The organism is Virgibacillus siamensis, assembly GCF_039522605.1.
In the GTDB taxonomy this organism is placed as follows: domain Bacteria; phylum Bacillota; class Bacilli; order Bacillales; family Amphibacillaceae; genus Lentibacillus; species Lentibacillus siamensis.
Map to the genome: position 1 here is coordinate 213,331 of NZ_BAAADS010000018.1, position 19,180 is coordinate 232,510.

17 protein-coding genes are annotated in these 19,180 nt (G+C 42.9%); 4 read left to right on the plus strand and 13 right to left on the minus strand.

What is annotated here, in order from left to right:
* Positions 1-172 precede the first annotated feature (172 nt).
* On the minus strand, positions 173-1,390 hold the full coding sequence (locus tag ABD010_RS13430) for an MFS transporter (RefSeq protein ID WP_343814504.1): 1,218 nt from the start codon (positions 1,388-1,390) through the stop codon (positions 173-175).
* Positions 1,391-1,555: 165 nt separating this feature from the next.
* On the opposite strand from ABD010_RS13430, the gene ABD010_RS13435 reads away from it, so the two are divergent.
* Together ABD010_RS13435 and ABD010_RS13440 are read left to right on the plus strand one after the other, a co-directional pair.
* Positions 1,556-1,987 (plus strand): MarR family winged helix-turn-helix transcriptional regulator, encoded by a 432-nt coding sequence (locus ABD010_RS13435; RefSeq protein ID WP_343814034.1) that lies wholly within the window; start codon positions 1,556-1,558, stop codon positions 1,985-1,987.
* 75 nt (positions 1,988-2,062) lie between these two features.
* Entirely contained in the window at positions 2,063-2,422 is a 360-nt protein-coding gene (locus tag ABD010_RS13440) for a Lin0512 family protein (protein WP_343814036.1), read from the plus strand.
* Positions 2,423-2,463: 41 nt separating this feature from the next.
* Here ABD010_RS13440 and dacB read toward each other — a convergent pair whose 3' ends face one another.
* Together dacB and ABD010_RS13450 are read right to left on the minus strand one after the other, a co-directional pair.
* The gene (gene dacB / locus ABD010_RS13445; protein ID WP_343814039.1) at positions 2,464-3,984 is read right to left on the minus strand and encodes a D-alanyl-D-alanine carboxypeptidase/D-alanyl-D-alanine endopeptidase; all 1,521 of its coding nucleotides are present in this window, start codon (positions 3,982-3,984) and stop codon (positions 2,464-2,466) included.
* A 482-nt stretch (positions 3,985-4,466) separates the two neighbouring features.
* Entirely contained in the window at positions 4,467-4,763 is a 297-nt protein-coding gene (locus tag ABD010_RS13450; protein ID WP_343814041.1) for a 4a-hydroxytetrahydrobiopterin dehydratase, read from the minus strand.
* Positions 4,764-4,962: 199 nt separating this feature from the next.
* Here ABD010_RS13450 and ABD010_RS13455 point away from each other — a divergent pair, with 199 nt between their 5' ends.
* Positions 4,963-5,532, plus strand: a complete 570-nt coding sequence (locus ABD010_RS13455; RefSeq protein WP_343814044.1) for a hypothetical protein — start codon at positions 4,963-4,965, stop codon at positions 5,530-5,532.
* 49 nt (positions 5,533-5,581) lie between these two features.
* Here ABD010_RS13455 and ABD010_RS13460 read toward each other — a convergent pair whose 3' ends face one another.
* Positions 5,582-7,297 (minus strand): ABC transporter ATP-binding protein, encoded by a 1,716-nt coding sequence (locus tag ABD010_RS13460; RefSeq protein ID WP_343814047.1) that lies wholly within the window; start codon positions 7,295-7,297, stop codon positions 5,582-5,584.
* Positions 7,298-7,447: 150 nt separating this feature from the next.
* Here ABD010_RS13460 and ABD010_RS13465 point away from each other — a divergent pair, with 150 nt between their 5' ends.
* The gene (locus ABD010_RS13465) at positions 7,448-7,828 is read left to right on the plus strand and encodes a DoxX family protein (protein WP_343814050.1); all 381 of its coding nucleotides are present in this window, start codon (positions 7,448-7,450) and stop codon (positions 7,826-7,828) included.
* 1 nt (position 7,829) lies between these two features.
* On the opposite strand, the gene ABD010_RS13470 is transcribed toward ABD010_RS13465, so the two are convergent.
* From ABD010_RS13470 to ABD010_RS13510, 9 genes are all read right to left on the minus strand, one after another.
* Entirely contained in the window at positions 7,830-8,294 is a 465-nt protein-coding gene (locus tag ABD010_RS13470; protein WP_343814053.1) for an ABC transporter permease, read from the minus strand.
* A 377-nt stretch (positions 8,295-8,671) separates the two neighbouring features.
* A complete protein-coding gene (locus ABD010_RS13475) occupies positions 8,672-9,880 on the minus strand; it encodes a S1C family serine protease (protein ID WP_343814056.1) in 1,209 nt (402 codons plus the stop codon).
* 91 nt (positions 9,881-9,971) lie between these two features.
* Complete coding sequence (locus ABD010_RS13480; protein WP_343814059.1) at positions 9,972-10,757, minus strand: MBL fold metallo-hydrolase; 786 nt, start codon at positions 10,755-10,757, stop codon at positions 9,972-9,974.
* Entirely contained in the window at positions 10,754-11,680 is a 927-nt protein-coding gene (locus ABD010_RS13485) for a two-component system regulatory protein YycI (RefSeq protein WP_343814062.1), read from the minus strand. The genes ABD010_RS13480 and ABD010_RS13485 overlap by 4 nt, the downstream gene beginning before the upstream one ends.
* A 2-nt stretch (positions 11,681-11,682) precedes the next feature.
* Positions 11,683-12,999, minus strand: coding sequence for a YycH family regulatory protein (locus ABD010_RS13490; protein WP_343814065.1), 1,317 nt, complete (start codon positions 12,997-12,999; stop codon positions 11,683-11,685).
* A complete protein-coding gene (walK, locus tag ABD010_RS13495; RefSeq protein WP_343814067.1) occupies positions 12,996-14,828 on the minus strand; it encodes a cell wall metabolism sensor histidine kinase WalK in 1,833 nt (610 codons plus the stop codon). The genes ABD010_RS13490 and walK overlap by 4 nt, the downstream gene beginning before the upstream one ends.
* Before the next feature lie 5 nt (positions 14,829-14,833).
* Positions 14,834-15,538: a response regulator YycF gene (gene yycF / locus ABD010_RS13500; protein WP_343814069.1), complete on the minus strand. Its 705-nt coding sequence runs from the start codon at positions 15,536-15,538 to the stop codon at positions 14,834-14,836.
* Positions 15,539-15,915: 377 nt separating this feature from the next.
* Entirely contained in the window at positions 15,916-17,391 is a 1,476-nt protein-coding gene (locus ABD010_RS13505) for a peptidoglycan DD-metalloendopeptidase family protein (protein ID WP_343814072.1), read from the minus strand.
* A gap of 346 nt (positions 17,392-17,737) precedes the next feature.
* Complete coding sequence (locus tag ABD010_RS13510; RefSeq protein WP_343814075.1) at positions 17,738-19,024, minus strand: adenylosuccinate synthase; 1,287 nt, start codon at positions 19,022-19,024, stop codon at positions 17,738-17,740.
* Positions 19,025-19,180: the final 156 nt, after the last annotated feature.

The following is a 19,180-nucleotide window of genomic DNA, read 5'->3' on the forward strand; positions in this document are numbered from 1 at the left end:
GTGCCGAATTATCGTTGGTTTTTTCCGAAAAAAACAAAAAAGTGCCGGATTATCACCTGAATTTGCCGAATCCATATCGAGCCGCCGCTCCAGTGGGTCACATTAAAAAAAAGGACCGCATTAATTTTTTTCACACAAAAGGGACTATTACGATGGATAGTCCCTTTTGTAATCAATGTGCGTTTTCTGCTGTGTCCACATGGCGGATATGTTTGTCATTCAGCCAGATACACAGGACGGAAAGCCCGACAAATGCGGCTCCGACATAAAACGGTACACTGGAATTATAGATTTCGGACAGCTTTCCGGCAAGATATGGCGCGATGGCTCCGCCGATAAAACGGAGAAAACTGTATGCTGCAGACGCAGTGGATCGCTGAACAGGGCTGGCGTTCATGACCGCGGTTGTTATAAGTGTGTTGTTATTGCCGAGCAGTGCGCCGGCCACAATCACTGCTGCAATAACAACCCACTGTGTCGATGTCCAGATTCCCATTGCCAACAATAAAAGTGCGAACAGGGCGAGCATCAGGCACATCGATTTGACGGTTCCAAAGGCCTTTTGCAGTTTTGGTGCCATGAAAACGGACGTGACCGCCAAAAGCAGCCCCCAGCCAAGGAACACGAGTCCAAGTCCATGTTCATCCAGTCCAAGCACAAATGGTGCAAAGGCAAGCAGCGTGAAAAACCCGAAATTATACAAGGCTGCTGAGATGCCGAATACGAGCAGGGATCGATGTTTCAGTGCGCGGAATGGATCCAGCAGCGATGTTTTTTGTTTAGCCTGTGCCGTGGACGGAGCTGATGGCATCAGTGTCATCAGTCCGACAAAAGCAATGGCCATCAATGTCGCCACACCAAAAAAAGGACCGCGCCAGGACATGGCGCCAAGCCATCCGCCGATGAGCGGACCGACGGAAATGCCCAGTCCAATTGCTGCTTCATATAAAATAATTGCTTTTGCATTGCCGCTGTTAGATAAGGTCACGATGGCAGTCAGTGCGGTGGCAACAAAGAGCGCATTTCCGAGTCCCCAGCCGCCGCGTAACGCAACAAGTTCCCAGATTCCGTTTGACGCTCCGCCAAGTCCGGCAAATACGGCAATAATGATAATGCCGGCAATAAGTGTGCGCTTGATGCCGATGCGTGATGTAATGGCACCGGTAACAAGCATTGCAAAGGCCATGACGGCATTATAGCTTGTAAAAAGCAATGTGGTTTCGCTTTTTGTGGCATCGAGCTGCTTGGAAATGGCCGGCAGAATCGGATCGACCAGCCCAAGTCCCATAAACGCAATAATCGATGCAAAAAAGACTGCCCAGACTGCTTTTGGCTGGCTGAGAATACCGCTTTTTTCAACAGCAGCAGCGTCGGGCACACGATGTTCCATTGATTTGGATGCAGTTGGTGTTGACATATGCTTAACTCCTTTAATTTTAAAAATACCAATTGATTGTACCATACAACTAAATGGTTGTATAGTACACATAATAAATTGACATTTCAACACAGAAAGTTATGATTGTCGTATAATAATCGATGAGGTGTTATGACAATGAATGACGAAACCATTGCGGGAATTGAAAAAGAAATTACGAGCTTTATCCGGCGTATTATTTTATCGGAAAAACGGATGGACGGACTGGATCGTTCCACATATGTCATTCTGAGGCAATTGGCTTCACATGGGCCAGCAGGGGTGAAAAAATTATCCGATGACCTGCAACTGGATAGTTCCACGATAAGCAGACAAGCTGCAGCACTCGTCCAAAAAAATTATGCGGTGAAGGAACCGAATCCTGCTGACGGCCGTTCGTATTTTTACCAGATTACAGATACCGGCAAAAAAGAACTGGAAGCAAACAGAGAGCGCAGATATGGGCGGCTGCGATATATGTTGTCGGAATGGCCGGAGGAAGACAGAAAAATATTCGGGGAGCTGCTGCGACGTTATAATGAGGGCGTAGAAGATATGAACGATCAATAATTTTAGAGGGTTGTTTATACTTTTTCTGCAGCGGGAAATGGATTGATACGACAATCCAAAAAGGAGTGTTACCTGATGGAGCAGATTCTCTTCATCCAGACAGGAACCGGCATGGATGTGCATGGCCAGGATGTAACAAAGGCGGCTGTCCGTGCCATGGAAGATGCGATTTATCGAAACTCGATGCCGGGAATTGAAAAGAGTTTACCCGATCAGAAACTTGAAAATATGAAAGTGAATATACGGCTTGCCGTACCGCTCGACCGTTCAAAATTGGACAAGGATAAAGTAAAAGAAGTCCTGCCATATGGTACGGTAACAATTGATGTTACAGATGGCGGCATGGCGACATCGAGTGGAATTATTCTGGAGGACAAGGACGACGAAAATGACTTGATGTATATCGTAAATGCAGCAGTTGAAGTCGGCTATTAATATGCAAACAGGGAGTGAAAATTCACTCCCTGTTTTCTTTTTTAATCAAATTCATACTTCGCCAGTACGGTTGCTATTTTATCCTCAATTGCAGTGATGTTGGACGATGATCCAAGATAGTTATTGACCAGGATCGAGAAGATTAATTTCTGTCCGTCCTTCGTTGTCACATACCCGGACAAGGTGGACATGCCTGTCAAGGAGCCTGTTTTCGCTGTTACATTCCCTTTTGCCGGTTCCTCGGTCATCCGGTAGCGCAGTGTTCCGCCAACAAATCGTTCAGACATTCCGGCGACAGGCAGTGATTTTTTAAATGCAGGAAACCAGCGCTCATCCTGAATGGCATACAGCAATTGGGAAATCTCATTGGCCGGAATCATATTTTTATGTGACATACCGGATCCGTCGCGAAGCCTGAGTGTATCAACATTCACCCCAAACGTTGCCACAGTCTCCTCAATCACTTGCAATCCCTTATCCCAGCTGCCTTCATTCTTTACGATTTTGCCCATTTCCTTCGTCAATATTTCGGCATGCCCGTTATTGCTTAACTTCATGAATGGAATATACAAATCCTTCAGCGGCATCGATTTTCGTGATGTAAGCAAAGTGGCATCTTCCGGCGTGACACCTCTCTTCACTTTTGAATTACCGACAAGTTTAATGCCATGTTCCTGAAGCGATTTTTTAAATACATCCAGCGCGTAACCAGTTGGCTCCCAAACCGACACCCATGATCTTGATCTGGAACCATCAAGCGGGATGGTACCCTTCACTACAATGTCATTTGAACCATGCTCACGCTTGATGGAAATATCTTTTGAACCATCGGCGGACACGGTCTTAGCTTTATTTACAATCGTTACATAATCTGTTTCTGGGGTTACCTTCACTTTCGGACCTTCGCCGGCCTCTGACGCAGGATATACTTCCACAATAACGGTGCCCGCATCATAATCCTCATTTGGTGACAAAGATAGTGCTGAAACTTGTGCACCTGTATAAAAAGGCTCATCCGACCAGTTTAAATCCTGTGATAGTCTGACAGCATCATACCAGCTGTCATCGGCAACCAGGTTCCCATGAATATTCCGGATGCCCTTTTCCTTCAATTCCTTGGCAAACTGATCCAAATCCTCTTTCATCAACGTTGGATCCCCTTTACCTTTTAAATACAGGTTACCCTGGAGTGTTTTACCTCTGATCTTTCCATCCGTTAATACTTCTGTTGTGAACCGGTAATCAGGACCGAGGGTCGCAAATGCTGCTGCTCCAGTCAGCAGTTTCATGTTGGAGGCAGGGTGCAGCCGTTTATCTCCGGCATGTTGGAATAAAATATTGCCTGAATCGGCATTACGAATACTTATACCAGTTGTCGTCCCATCCAAATGTTCATTTTGCAGGATTTCTTCCAATTTTTCATCGAGTTGAACAGATTCTGCGGAGGCAATTTGTGTGGAGTCTTCGGATGTTGACGCTTTTCCCCCGTACATAAATGCAACGGAAACCATCAGTACAAGAACGAGGAAAATGGAAGCTTTTTTAATAAAACTTCGCTGCATAAACAAGTTCACATCCTTTATCATTTTATTTGTCGTGGTGGTATCGAATATGTAGCAATCATCATGAGTGGCTGGGTTAACCGCGTGAAGTAATGTGCCATAATAAACATGTTGTGCAGAATCGTTTTGAAGCAGATACGAAACATGGTCAACCATTATAATTACGTTTAAGATTAACAGTACTGCCGGTCATTTACAATAAACGATCAAAGAATAGGTACTATTTGCGCATACTATATGCACTGTTCCTGTGTATTTATTCACAAATTCAATAAGGAATAGATCAAAAGGTTTACCGCTGCCCGAATTATCGCTAGGGCTGTAAATGATGTTCAGTCACACGGTCTGCTTGGTGTCTGATAAATTCCAATACCTCCCGCAATCCTTCCACTTCCGTTTATTAAAATTCAACAAACCAAAAACCCTTATGATTCACCATAAGGGTTCAATATTTCCCGGGAAATATCGACAAATTTCCCAGCTTATTTTGCTGTCGCATCGTATAATTCATCAAAGTGGTTGACCATTTCAAAATCCAGGTCTGTCAGGCCTTTCATCTGCCACGAGGAAATTTTCAATGTTACGGCCTTATAGTCAATAGAAATAAATGGATGATGCTGTTTTTCTTCAGCATATGCCGCTACCTGGTCAACAAAGCGGACTCCATTCAGAAAGTCCTTAAAACGGTATTTGCGGGCAATCCATTTTTCATCCAAACGTTTCCAGTCCGGTACTGCTTCCAATTCTTTTTCAATTTGTTCCTCACTTAAGCGTTCCATCGATTTTCTCCTCCTTATTTTTAACGTAGTCGAACCATGCTGCTGTTTTTATTATACCAATCGTTGTATAAATTGGCTAAAGCTAACAATTATTAACAGGTTATCCACAGAAAATTGGGGATAACATGAACATTGTATAGGATCTTTCGAAATGGCCAAGCTAATAAAATGATTCTGATTAAGCGGGGTATTTTGCAAAATGAGCGAAAAAGAACAGGAATTGTATCAGCAAATTTATCATTTAAAAGAACAACTCGGAGGTCTTATTACAGAATACTGGAAACTTTATTCCAATCCGGGAACGATGTTTTTTTGGATTAATATACTCACCGTTTTGATACCGCTGATTATCTGGTTTATTGTCGTAGACCGGAAAAACATCTTCAGGATTGCGTTTTTTGGTTACTCCAATCATATCCTGTGGGTAACGGTGGACAGCTATTTGACCTCAAACAATTACTTTAATCACATTCACAGTCTTTCCTATCTGCTTCCACAGGGAATAACCGTTTCATCTGTTCTATTCCCGGTATTTTTCATGCTTCTTTACCAATACTGTATGAAACGCAATAAAAACTTCTGGGTTTATTCGTTAATTGGCAGTTTTGTTTTCGCATACGGTTTTGGATCGCTGGCAGAAGCCGTTGATATGGCCCGATTTCATAAAGGGATGAATCTGTTTATACTGGCGCTGATTGATGTAGCAGTTGTCTTTATTGCTTATGCAATGACACTGTTGTTTCAAAAAATACGGCGTACTGACGATTAAAAGGCTCCACTGTTTTTCGCAACAGCAGAGCCTTTCTTTTATCACTTCATTAGCGCATCTGCACCTTATGCAAATGTGCAAAAATCCCGTCGCGCTCGAGCAGTTCTTCATGACTGCCTTCTTCCTCGATGCCTTCCTTGGTCACGACCATAATCCGATCAGCATTCTTGATAGTGGCAAGCCTGTGGGCGATGACTAAAGTTGTCCGGTCTTTAGAGAGCTCAGTCAGCGCTTTTTGGATAATTGTCTCTGTCTCGGTATCAAGTGCTGATGTTGCTTCGTCCAGAATGAGAATCGGCGGGTTCTTTAGAAACATGCGGGCAATGGCAATCCGCTGCTTTTGACCGCCCGACAATTTCAATCCGCGCTCCCCGACCTGTGTTTCATAACCATCCGGAAGTTCCTGGATGAAATCTTCCATATGGGCTTGTCTTGCAGCCCGCTTTATTTCCTCATCCGTTGCATCAAGCTTTCCGTATGCAATATTCTCCCGCAGTGTTCCGGTAAACAAAAACACATCTTGCTGCACAATACCAATCTGTTTCCGCAGCGACTCCTTGGTCATCTCGCGCAAGTCGATTCCATCAATCATAATACTGCCGCGATCGACATCGTAAAACCTGGGAATCAACGAGCAAATCGTCGTTTTCCCTGCGCCGGACGGACCAACAAATGCGACGGTTTCACCCTTTTGAATGCCAAAACTGAGATCATGTAAGACAGGTGACTGTGTTTTTTCATAGGCAAACGTGACATCCTCAAACGTAATCCTCCCTGTCAGCGATTCCACTGTTTTTGCATCTTCCCTGTCAACGACATCCGGTGCAATATCCAGCATATCGGTAAACCGTTTAAATCCGGCCATGCCTTTCGGGTACAGTTCCAACAATGCGCTGATTTTCTCAATTGGCTTAAATAACACATTCACAATCAGCACAAATCCAACCAATTCCCCAGTGGACAGCCTGTCATTAATCGTTAACCACGCACCGATAACCAAAACAATGATAATAATCAACCGCATCATCATGTAAATATTGGAATGCACAAATGCCATTACTTTATATGCACCAATTTTCGCTTTTCGGAAACTGTAATTATCTTTTGTAAAACGATCCATTTCATATGGTTCATTAGTGAATGACTGAACAACACGGACACCGGACACAGCATCCTCAACACGCGCATTCACCTCAGCAATATCACGGTACATTGCGCGCCACGCCTGATTCATTCTTATATTACTGTACGAAATCAGAAATACGAGAATCGGTACCGCAATTAAGATAATCCAGGCAAGCTGTGCGTTTTGATAGAACATATACCAGAATGCACCAACAAACGTCATTATCGCGATAAAAAAGTCCTCTGGTCCATGATGGGCAAGTTCACCGATATCAAATAAATCATTGGTGATCCGGCTCATAATATGGCCGGTCTTTGTATTATCAAAAAACCGGAATGACTGCCGCTGCACATGCTGGAACAAGTCCTGGCGCATATCGGTTTCAATATTCACTCCGAGTTTATGGCCTAGGTATGTAACGACATACTGCAAAAATGTGCTCAGCATGTATACGAACAGCAGCCCAATACTGACCAGTACAATTAAATCCCAATTATCGGTTATCAGCAGCTTATCAATGAAGGCCTGTACCGCAATCGGAAAAGCAAGTTCGAGTAATGCCACAATCACCGCTGAAGTAAAGTCGACAACAAACAGCCGGCGATGCGGTTTATAGTATGAAAAAAATCGTCTGATCATGGTTGCACTTCCTTTACGTTATATACAAAAGAAATTATACGATTAAACAACAGGAATGGCAATGGATGGATCTTTCTTCTTAAAAAAGGTTGTCAAGGTTGTCCCTGAAGCTGCATATATATGAATCAGAATGACCGTGGAGGTGTTTTGATGAAGAATTTACCGATGGATAAGTGGATCTGTTATGCAGTCGGATTTGTCTTTATTACAACCGGAACGCTCAAGCTGATTGAACAAGATTTTAAACTGGTATTTACCGATTTGGGATTGCCATATCCGCACACGATACTGTTTGTGGTTGCGCTTGTAGAAATTGTGTGCGGCGCGCTTGTTGTTGCCAGGCTCTATTTAAAACACGCGACCGCACCCTTGATTTTAATTATACTGGCGGCAATTTTTCTTACCAAAATCCCCATTCTGACTGGGAACGAAGGGATTTTACAATTCCTGCTTCATGCAAGATTGGATATTGTCGTACTTATCCTGCTGATTTTGATTTTTCAGCATGCACCTGGCAAACTGCTGAAATGAATTATGCTTCTGCCTTTGAAAATCGTATCGTGGCAAAAACAACAAACACAGCACCAATGACACCAACAACAATAGCTTCCTCGGCAAATGTGATGATATGATTGAAATTTTCCAGGTCGAGCCCCATTGCCTGGCTTATTGCAGCACTCATCGTTTCCGGCTTCAGGATAATGTCTTTGAACATATCAACCGAATAGGTGAGCGGATTAATTTTTACGATAATGTCCATCCATAGGGGAAGCCCGTTCAGTGGAAACATGGCACCGGATAAAAATAGCATCGGGAATAACAGAATTTGAATGACCATTTGAAAACCTTGTGCTGTTTTTAGTGTGCTGGCAATTAACAGACCGATAGCTGAGATGGTAAAGGCAACTAAAAACATCACCGGAATCAGCTGCAAAATCATCGATATGTACCTGTTTGTGAAGAATCGTTCGTCATAAGCAGGTATTTCCTTTCGCATTCGAATATTTCGTACCCTAAATAATTTAGTATACTCTGAATTATATGTAAACGACACACTATCCACAGAGTTATCCACATATGCACAAATGTTCGCAGTTATTTTGTTATAGAATTTTTGTTCTGTACTATATATAGTTTTTATAAACATTTTATTCACAGGTTGGGGATAACTTATTAAAGTGGTCATGATCTCCCCTACTATCTCAATCTTAGAAAACCTGGTTGTCATTAAAGGGAATCTTATGAAAGCGTTTTGTGCTTTCTTAGAAGCCCTTATGCTCTTGAGTGCAAGCCTTTAGGTGACAGCCTTAGTTGCACTTATCCAGTAAGAAAGTTTATCTGCCCTAAAAAAATAAGCTACCCGCAAAGGATAGCTTATTCCTGTACACCAAGTTTGATTGTCGTTTCTTTTTTCTTGCCATCGCGGTAAAACGTTACGTTCAGCGAATCACCGACTTGTTTTTCCTCATACAGGATCTTTCGCAAATCAATCATGTTCATAACTTTTTTTCCATCGATTTTTGTAATGACATCCAACCGCTTCATTCCTGCTTGATCTGCTGGTGACAACGGTTCAACCGTCCAGACGTAAACTCCGCCTTTTACATTTTCCGGGAGATTCAATGTCTTATCCCATTCGGTCTGTGGAATATCATCAAGGGAATATATTTCAACCCCCATGTATGGTCTGGTGATTTCCCCTTTTGTCTCCAGTTCTTCAATAATCGGCTTGGCCGTATCAATCGGAATCGCGAATCCAATCCCTTCGACCGATGTTTCATTAATTTTCATCGAATTAATCCCAATCAGCTGACCTTCAATATTAATCAGTGCACCCCCGCTGTTGCCGGGGTTGATCGCAGCATCGGTCTGGATAACTTCCGCTTGCCAGTCAGCACGGCCGTCCTGGTTGAAATCCTGGGGAATCGTCCGTTGTTTCCCACTGATGACCCCAGTGGTTACCGATCCGGAAAACTTCATTCCAAGTGGATTGCCGATCGCTATCGCCGGTTCGCCGACTTTAACTGATCCCGAAGTACCCATCTTAATGGTATTCTTAACCTGTTTGGCCTTCATACGCAAAACAGCCAAATCGGAAAACAGATCACTCCCAAGAATTTTTGCCTGAACACGTGTATCGTCTGACAACACGACTTCGACGGTATCAGCACCTTCGATAACGTGATGATTGGTAATGACGTATGCATAGCCATTTTCCTTCTTGTAAATGACCCCGGAACCCGTGCCAGCCTGATCATCCTCCTGCTGTTCCCAGAAGTTCCCTTGCCGCTGAATATTTATGACACCGACTACTGCTTTGGAAACTTCATCGACAACATCGGTAATCTGTGTGGATACATCCACAGATACAAAATCAGTCGACTTCAATCCACTGCCATCCTTGCCTGAATCCGTGATTTCCGTGCCGCCAGTCCATGATTCCGGAAGTATGTCTGATTTCAATATCCCGGGTAATGCTGCCAGGACGATAATCATACCAATGATAATCCCCGAAAGAACCGGAACCAGCCAACGCCGTTCTTTTTTCGACTTCGGTACGTAATCTTCATCAAAGTACCCCATTGACCCATCTCCTTCAATAAAAGGATTAAACGTATGTGTTCAAAAATCCTCTTATACAGTTCTATACTATTGTCTGTTTCCGGGGTTATGATTATACGACTTCATAAAGTGATGTTGCCGTTTTCGGGTCTGTATCCTGGATATCAAGCTGTATCCCGCGTTCCTTCAGCACGTTGGAAACGGACATACGTGCCAAATCCTTCATATTGTTATCCTGGCTTAAATGTGCCAGATAAATACGCTTGGTCCGGTTGGAAATGATGTCGCTGAGAGCAAGACCGCTGTCCTCATTGGAAACATGGCCGGAGTCACCAAGGATGCGCCGTTTCACATTCCACGGATACCGTCCCATCCGCAGCATACTGACATCATGATTGGCTTCAAAAATATAGGCATCTGCATCCTCCACCGTCTTTTTGATCCGTTCCGACACATAACCTAAGTCCGTAACAAGCGCTACCTTTTTCCGGTTATGGTGAAAGGTAAAAAACATCGGTTCTGCAGCATCATGAGATACGCCGAATGATTCCACATCGATATCACGGAATGTTTCGATTTCACCTGTTCCAAACGTGAATTTCTGATCCAGTGAAATAGTTCCTATTGCGTTCTCCATTGCCTTCCATGTATTTTCGTTAGCATAAATAGGCAAATTATATTTACGCGCAAAAATCCCGAGCCCTTTTATATGATCACTGTGCTCATGCGTTACCAGGATGCAGGACAACTCAGCCGGATTTACCTGAATTTCCCCAAAAAGCCTGTCCAGCTGCTTCCCGCTGAGTCCAGCATCAACAAGTATCTTCTCCCGGTCCGATTCTATATAAAATGCATTCCCCGTACTCCCCGAGGCAAGTACACTAAACCGTAATGTCATTCTGTCTCACTCCGATTAAGTTCTGATAGCTTTTTATTAATACGATCCATGACAAATTCCTTCAATTTTGTCTCTTCTCCGGTCGTTCTGACTTTATTAAAAACAGATCTTGCAGCCGTTTTTAAGAAGTTAACCTCATCACTGGTAAAGACGCGATTTTCGATAGCCGTGACGTAAAAATCCTCTTCCTCATTAACGGTGATTCCCCATGTCGGAGCGAACACCTGTACACCACTATCGAGCGGGTACCGTGTGTAAAATCCGATACTGACATCTGTAACCACATCACCGGAAACAAGTTTGTTATTGACAAACAGGATGTTAATGGCTTGCTTCGGCTTAATCAATGAATTCGTATCTCCCGGTGACTGTGTTTCACCAAGCATTGTCTGCGTAAAAAACATCATTTCATTTTCGTCATTCAGAAAAACGAGCACAATTCCGCTTTCATTGAAATATATCGGCCTGCCATCCTTTTGCTGAAAAAAGACCAGCACATTCATCTCTTTATTCCAATCCCAAAATGTATAGCTGTCCGGTGACAGAATAAATGACTTCACCTGCTCCGCAATCACCTCATCCGATGCATTTTCCTGAAAAGAAACAGGCTCCTCAAACCTGCCAATCATCAGATTGTTTTTAATCATCGCCGCCTCAAGATTTGTCTTGTCTTCCAACTTCTTTTCGTCTTTTTTGGTAAAGTTTTTCTGTTTTACCGATATGAATGACTCCTCAAGCTGCTGTTGAGGCAGCTCAGCTTTGATGGAAATATCCTCATCCTCCAGATCCTCAACAGCAGATGAAAGTGTTTCGGCTATTCCCAAATCCGCATCCTTTTGTTTCTGAAAAAACATGACCAGTAAATAAATATCCAGAACAAGAAAGCAGAGGATAAATAACACTTTAATCTGTTTCCATTGCATCCTCAGCTCCCACCTTCCTGAAATTGCATCTCTTCATTAAATTCGACTCGCTGCCAACTTCCGTTATTTTCCATAAACCAGCCTGGTTGCAATTTAACGACATTGTTCGTGTCAATCCCCTGGTATGACAAGTAATAACCGACCCGTAAGTCACTGATGTTTTCCAGTTTATAGGATGAATCGTTTTCCAGATAACTTAAAACTTCGGATGCTGATTTCAATGTTACTGGATTTTCATTAATCAGGTTGTTTAGACGGAACAACGGACGATTGTAACTGTTCAATTCCACACTTATTTCAGTCGGCTGCCATTCCTGCATAAGAACAGACAAGCCAAGTGTGCTGTAGATCGGGTAACCGTTGTAATACATCTGATAATAAATGATATTATCCGGTGATTTAATATGCATCAGATTATACTCACCGGTCCAGCCTTTCGCCGAATTGATTTTTTGCACACTTTGGGTGATCAGCTCCGTATCCTGAAGCGGTCTGCTTGCTGACTGATACGGGTTCTGAAATTCCATGCGCTGCGTATTCTGATAGACCTTCATGCCACGGATGCCATCCGTAAAATACAACTGATTTTCATTAATCTCATTCGGCCTGACAACCTCGGGAGTGTTAAACAGCGCGTCAACCAATTTCGACGGGTTAATCGTGTTAACGGTCAGCACTTTTTGGTTCATTTTAATTTGATATTTCGGAACATAATACGGTCTGCTTCCCGACTTGACCAGCTTGTACTCCCTCAGTCCTTCAAATGTTGTGAGGTAGCGCCAGAGCCTGTCGTACTTTTTGGAGTTGTTCACTACCGCTGTAGCACGCCGTTCCCCGTTTTCTGCTACAAAAATAACCTTCAAAGCTGAATTTTCCGTATTAAACGTGATATACATCTTTTTAAAGCTCCATTCCGGAACAGAACCGACTTTATTAAATGTAAACAAGGTTTTCGCCATTTGCATTGGCATCGGTTCCGGAAAAATGATCTCGAGCTGTTTTTCCTGTGACGGTTCGCCGTTTTTTTCGGAAACCTGAAAATCATACATTACCCATGACTGCATATCCCGATATAACGATTGCATATCTTTCGGATCGGAAAAGCCGTAAAAGGTGTTGCCGTTATGGAAAATGATTGATTTTGGCTCGATTATTTCCTGTTGGGTAACTTCTTTTCCGCCTAGATCCACCTGATCCACATACTCACTGTTGTTGGAAAGCTTCAGGTTGGGCTGAAAGTTCCATAAACTGAATGTGAGCAGTAGACTTAACAACACCAGGACCCACAAAATGATCGACTTAACGGTTTCTAAATTCATTTTTTACCCCTCCGCTTCTTATTCATCAGCGGAAGTGTAAAGAGAATCGTTGTCCCTTTACCTTCTTTGCTTTTCGCCCAAATCCTGCCGTGATGAGCTTCAACAAGTTCTTTTGAAATGGCCAGGCCGAGTCCGGTCCCCCCGAGCTTTCTTGTTCTTGCTTTGTCGGCACGGTAAAACCGTTCAAAGATTTTATCCACTTTATCATAGGAAATTCCCATGCCCTCATCTTCAATACTGATCAGCAGCTGACTCTTCTGTTTTGCTGCCCTGAAACGGATTGTTCCGCCTTCAGGAGAATACTTGATGGCATTTGTAATAATATTGTCCATCACTTGGATCATTTTGTCTTTATCCATCCAGACGTAATACTTGCCATCAGGCAGGTCGCGTTCCAGATGAATTCCTTCCTCCACATTCATTTCAAAGCGGTCAATAACATGGTGATAAAGCTCCATAAACTCCACTTTTTCCATTTGCAGCGGATGTTCTTTACTGTCCATTTTTGACAGCTGCAGCAGATCATTTACCATGCGGATCATGCGGTCGGTTTCATTTTGCGCGACACCAAGAAAACGCGGAGCTATTTCCTTGTCCTCCCACGCACCTTCCGTTAATGCTTCAATATAACTTCGCATCGTTGTAAGCGGCGTCCGCAATTCGTGTGATACGTTGGAAACAAACTCACGGCGCTCCTGTTCGACTTTTTCCTGCTCTGTGACATCACTGATAACGGTTATAAATCCGGTAATATCATCTTCTTCGTCAGAAATCGTGGAGAAGTTGGCACGAATAAGGAAAATACTATCCTCTTCACTAAAATCAATAATAATCGAACCTGTATCAGGCAAGTCTGTAATATCAATCGTTTTTTCATCAAGCTGCAGCAGATCCATCAAATAAGTCCCCTGCGCTTCTTCGGGACTTACTCCGATTAATTTTGCCGCGGCATCATTCATTAATGACACTGCACCGGACTTGTCTGTTGCGATGACCCCATCAGACATATTGGATAAAACCGAGCTCAGTTTGCGTCTCTCTTCCTCGGTTAATGCCCTGGAATGTTTCAATCGTACATTCAAATCATTAAACGTCTCGGCAAGCTGTCCGATTTCATCCGTACCATACACATTTACCTTTTGTGAAAAGTCACCCCGTGCCATCGTCTGGGCCTGTCTGCGCATTTCCATAATCGGCTTGGTGATCGTTCTGGCGACGAGAATCCCCATAAATGCAGAAACGGTAATCGCCAAAACAGAGCCCTGCACAAAGATTCGGTTTATCTTTTGCAGCTGATCATAAACATTTTTCAGCGATGCTTCCAGGAAAATAGTTCCAACCTGGGTCTGCTCATTATCATAGATGGGAATTGCTTTTCTGTAGACACGGGTTCCCGTTTCCCGATTGTATTGCCTGGCTTCCTGGACAACTCCAAAGCGTACAACTTTATTAATCAGATCATTTGTCGTTTTTTTACCGACAATGTTCAGATTTGAATAATCACTTGTTGCCATGATCCTGCTCTGTTTATCAATGACCTGCAGCTTCGTAATGGGGGCGGTTTTGTTGCTTCGTACAATGTTCTGCACTTCCTCCTGCAGGGACATGCCTTCCGAATCATCTGTCCGCTCCTTATTAAACGCTTCTTTCAGATTCAATTCCAGCAAACCCACCCGCTGGTTAATCTGCTGTTTAAAACTATCGAACAGCTCGCTTTCCAGTTCACTTCCGAAATACGAGCCGATTACCTGTATGGCGACAAGCAGCAGCAGGATAAATATAATAATGAATTTCAGTTGAATGGAGCGGAAAAAGCCCACTTTTTGCATAAAAACTACTCCTGTTCAGGATTGCGTAAATAATAGCCGACGCCCCTTCTTGTGACGATCCACATTGGGTTACTCGGGTTTTCCTCAATTTTTTCACGCAGTCTGCGGATCGTAACATCAACCGTCCGAACATCACCAAAATAATCATAACCCCATACAGTCTCAAGCAAATGCTCCCGGGTCATAACCTGGCCAATGTGTCGGGCAAGATAATGCAGCAATTCAAATTCACGATGTGTCAAATCCAGTTGGTCACCGTCACGCGTAACCGCATATGCATCCGGATGAATGACAAGGCGGCCGATTTCAATATTCTTGGTCGTTTTCACGCCATCTTCCGGAATCTGCTGTTGTCTGCGCAGATTAGCTTTAACCCTGGCAATGATCTCCCGGTTACTGAATGGCTTTGTTACATAATCGTCTGCACCAAGCTCAAGACCAAGCACCTTGTCAATTTCAGCATCCTTAGCTGTCAGCATAATAATTGGCATCGATTGCGTCTTGCGGATTTCCCGGCAAACTTCATTACCATCCTTTCCGGGCAGCATAATATCCAAGAGGACAAGATCGGGATCTTCTGCACCGGCAAGTTCGATTGCTTCATCGCCATCATTTGCAATGACAACCTGATAGCCTTCCTTTTCCAGATTAAATTTCAAAATATCAGCAATTGGCTGTTCATCATCTACTACGAGTATTTTTTGTGTCATGAAAGTCACATCCTTTTTAACGTTCCTTTGCTCTATTCTATCGTACTTTGGCGTAAATGTCTTTTTTTACAGTTAATTCAATTTATCGATTGACCGGAAAGTTGTTTTTCAGCGTTAGAGCAGGAAAAATTGTGAACTTCCAGCGCTTGTATGGTTGAATTGTTACACCTATTGTGTGAACTTCTAACACTTGTTATGGAACTTCTAACACTTTCCATACAAATTCTCACGCTTCTGTATCTTGAGCCCTCCACTTATAAATAAATATCATTTATGAATCCATTTGATAATTGCTCTTTAAACACGCCTTATAAAAAGACTGACTCTATTTTAGAGCCAGTCTCTATGTTTGCCTATTTGATCTTGTTAATCCGTCTTTACAAGTAGTCTTGCGGGTTTTCGAGTGATCCGTTTTTGTACACTTCAAAGTGAAGGTGAATGCCGGTGGAATCACCGGTTGTACCCATCACCCCGATGGCACTTCCTTTTTCCACTGTTTCGCCCGGACTGACACTAATGGATGAAAGATGGGCATACACTGTTTTCATCCCGTTATTGTGATTGATTACAATTTTGTTGCCATAACCGCCGCTGTCCCATCCAGCCGATACAACCGTTCCATTATCAGCTGCCAGAATGGTGCGGCTGCTTGGCCCGGCAATGTCCATGCCTTTATGCATTGATCCCCAACGCATACCCATATTACTGGAAACATGACCGCCTGCTGTTGGCCAATGCAGTTCACCTGTTCCGCGTGATGGCACTACTTTCGTCCCTTTCACGATGATTTTTTTTACCGGTTCTTCGGTTGTCTTTTCATGTGTTGTTTCTTTTTCTGTAACCGTGCCATTCTTTTCTGTTATGGAATAATGGACAACCTTCTGACCGTCATGGCCTTCCTGCTTAACTTTTTTATCACCTTTATACAGATCATCTGATTTGACGACTTTTGTTTCATATCCGATTGTCTGCTCCACTTTCTTTTCTTCATTAACGATTACATTCGCAAAGGGTTCATATTCCATTACCTGCAGTTTCTGACCAATACTGAGCACTGCATCTTTGGCTAAATCATCATTTAATTCGATGAGTTCTTTGACCGACATATCGTACTTGCCTGCAATACCGCTCAGTGCTTCCCCCTCCTGAACTTTGTGCTTCTGCTTTTCCAGCGTTCCTTTTTTCAGTTTCTTTACGCCGTCTTTAACTGTCAGCACTTTTGCCGGCGACACTTTTTCATTGCTAATGGATACATCCTTTGAAAAAGTTACATCTGTAATGACAGATTCTCCGACAGAAAGGGAAAGATTGTCCGTATTTTCAGCATGATGAGCTGTTAGTCCACTGCTGTTTTCGCCGTCTGATTGTTTAGCCAGCTTTTTCAAAACATCCTTGTCGACATATTCTCCCTTGAATTCCGTAAGTGCTTTGTCAGCAGTTTTCCGGTCTTTAAAAAATCCAACTGTGTGATCGCCAATTTTTATTTCAACCGCTTCCGCTTTAATGGAAAGGTTATTCTTAAACTGTTCAGCCACCTTATCATTGTTAAAGGAAGGGTCAAAAACACGCTCCGGCACTAAATTGATTTTCTCACCGGTTGTAAGCGAAAGATTCTTGTATTTTTCTTTCATATTGGCGATTTTGGAATCAATCACATCCTGCACAACATGCTTTTGATCTACTTTACCTATATGTTTACCATCCACATATACGTGATAAATTGTTTCCAGTGATCCATTCTTATCGGCTGCAAATGCTGTTGTAAAAGGAAGTAATAAGCCGATGCATGCAACAATTGCAACTTTCACAAAAAGGCTTGTATTCCCGTTTCCAGCTTTGTTTCTATGTAACACGCTCGTATTTCCCCCTAGCAATTTCTATCTAGTTCAAAAGACTTTCTTTTTCCGTCCCTAATCTACCATAGATAGAAAAAGCAAAAAAGAGAACGTCTTCAAATGTAAAGCAAATGTATAAAAACTTACATTTTTATACATTTTCTACTCTTTTTTCGAGAGTTTTCCTTTACCAGGGACTGTTTTTTCGTTCCGTTTTGCCGTGTTTTGTAACTGTATTGTAATAAAGATTGGGGAATAACCGAGAAAATTGTAAAATCATAGGGGAACACCATATTCATGGGATTTGGTTAAAAATAAACACCCTTACCGATTTGATAAGGGTGCAAATTTCTGTTGATTCGCCTTAGCTGTATACGCTTCGCACAACATTAGTTTGCGTGCGGTCCGGTCCAACGGAAAATATGGATAACGGGATTTCCGTCAATTGCGAGATCCGCTCCAGGTAATGACGAGCATTTGCAGGCAATTCATGAAGACTGCGAACATTTGTGATGTCCTCAGTCCACCCCGGCATTTCTTCATACACCGGCTCACACTCCGCCAATACTTTCAGACTGGCAGGGAATTCATTCATAACTTCCCCTTTGTACCGGTATGCAACACAAATCTTTAACGTTTCAATTCCGGTTAAAACATCCAGGGAGTTCAGCGATAAATCGGTTATCCCGCTTACACGCTTGGCATGACGGACAACAACACTGTCAAACCAGCCAACACGGCGCGGCCTTCCTGTTGTCGTTCCATATTCACGGCCGGTTTCGCGGATCTGATCACCGATGCTGTCTTTTAATTCTGTCGGAAATGGTCCATCACCAACACGGGTCGTATAAGCTTTCGATACTCCCACCACATGATTTATTTTTGACGGACCAACACCTGAGCCAATGGTAACTCCGCCGGCTATCGGGTTGGACGACGTCACAAACGGATATGTCCCTTGATCAATATCCAGCATAACACCCTGTGCACCCTCGAACAGGACACGACGCCCTTCATCAAGTGCATCGTTCAAAACAACAGATGTATCACATACGTATTTTGCCATCTTCTGGCCGTACTCATAATATTCGTCCAGTATGTCTTCCATCTGCAAAGACTCCGTTTCATACACTTTTTCAAACAACCGGTTTTTCTCTTTCAGGTTCTGTTCCAACTTCGTGCGGAAGGTTTCCTTGTCCATCAAATCAGCAATCCGGATGCCTGACCGCGCAGCTTTATCCATATATGCTGGTCCAATGCCTTTTTTAGTTGTTCCTATTTTATTTTCACCTTTATCTTCTTCCTGCAGCACATCCAATTTTAAATGATATGGCAAAATAACGTGCGCACGATTGCTGATACGGAGATTATCTGTTGAAATGTTCCGCTCATGCAAATAGGCAATTTCCTCGGTAAATGCCTTAGGATCAATCACCATTCCATTCCCCAATACACATGTTTTGTCATCAAAGAAAATTCCGGATGGGATTAAATGCAATTTGTACGTAATATCATCAAATTTGATGGTATGTCCGGCATTATTTCCACCTTGGTAACGGGCTACAACTTCTGCGTTCTGTGACAGGAAATCCGTAATTTTACCCTTTCCCTCGTCACCCCATTGCGTGCCAACTACAACTACTGAGGACATAACGCACCTCCACTATTATTATCATTTGTATTTCATGTTTAACAGAGTAAGTTTATCAGTAAAAAAAAGCAATGTCAATTACTAAATACGAACATTATAGACTAATAACTGTTTAATGTTCGGCTGAAATCAAGAGAGTGGAATTATCGCCTGGTG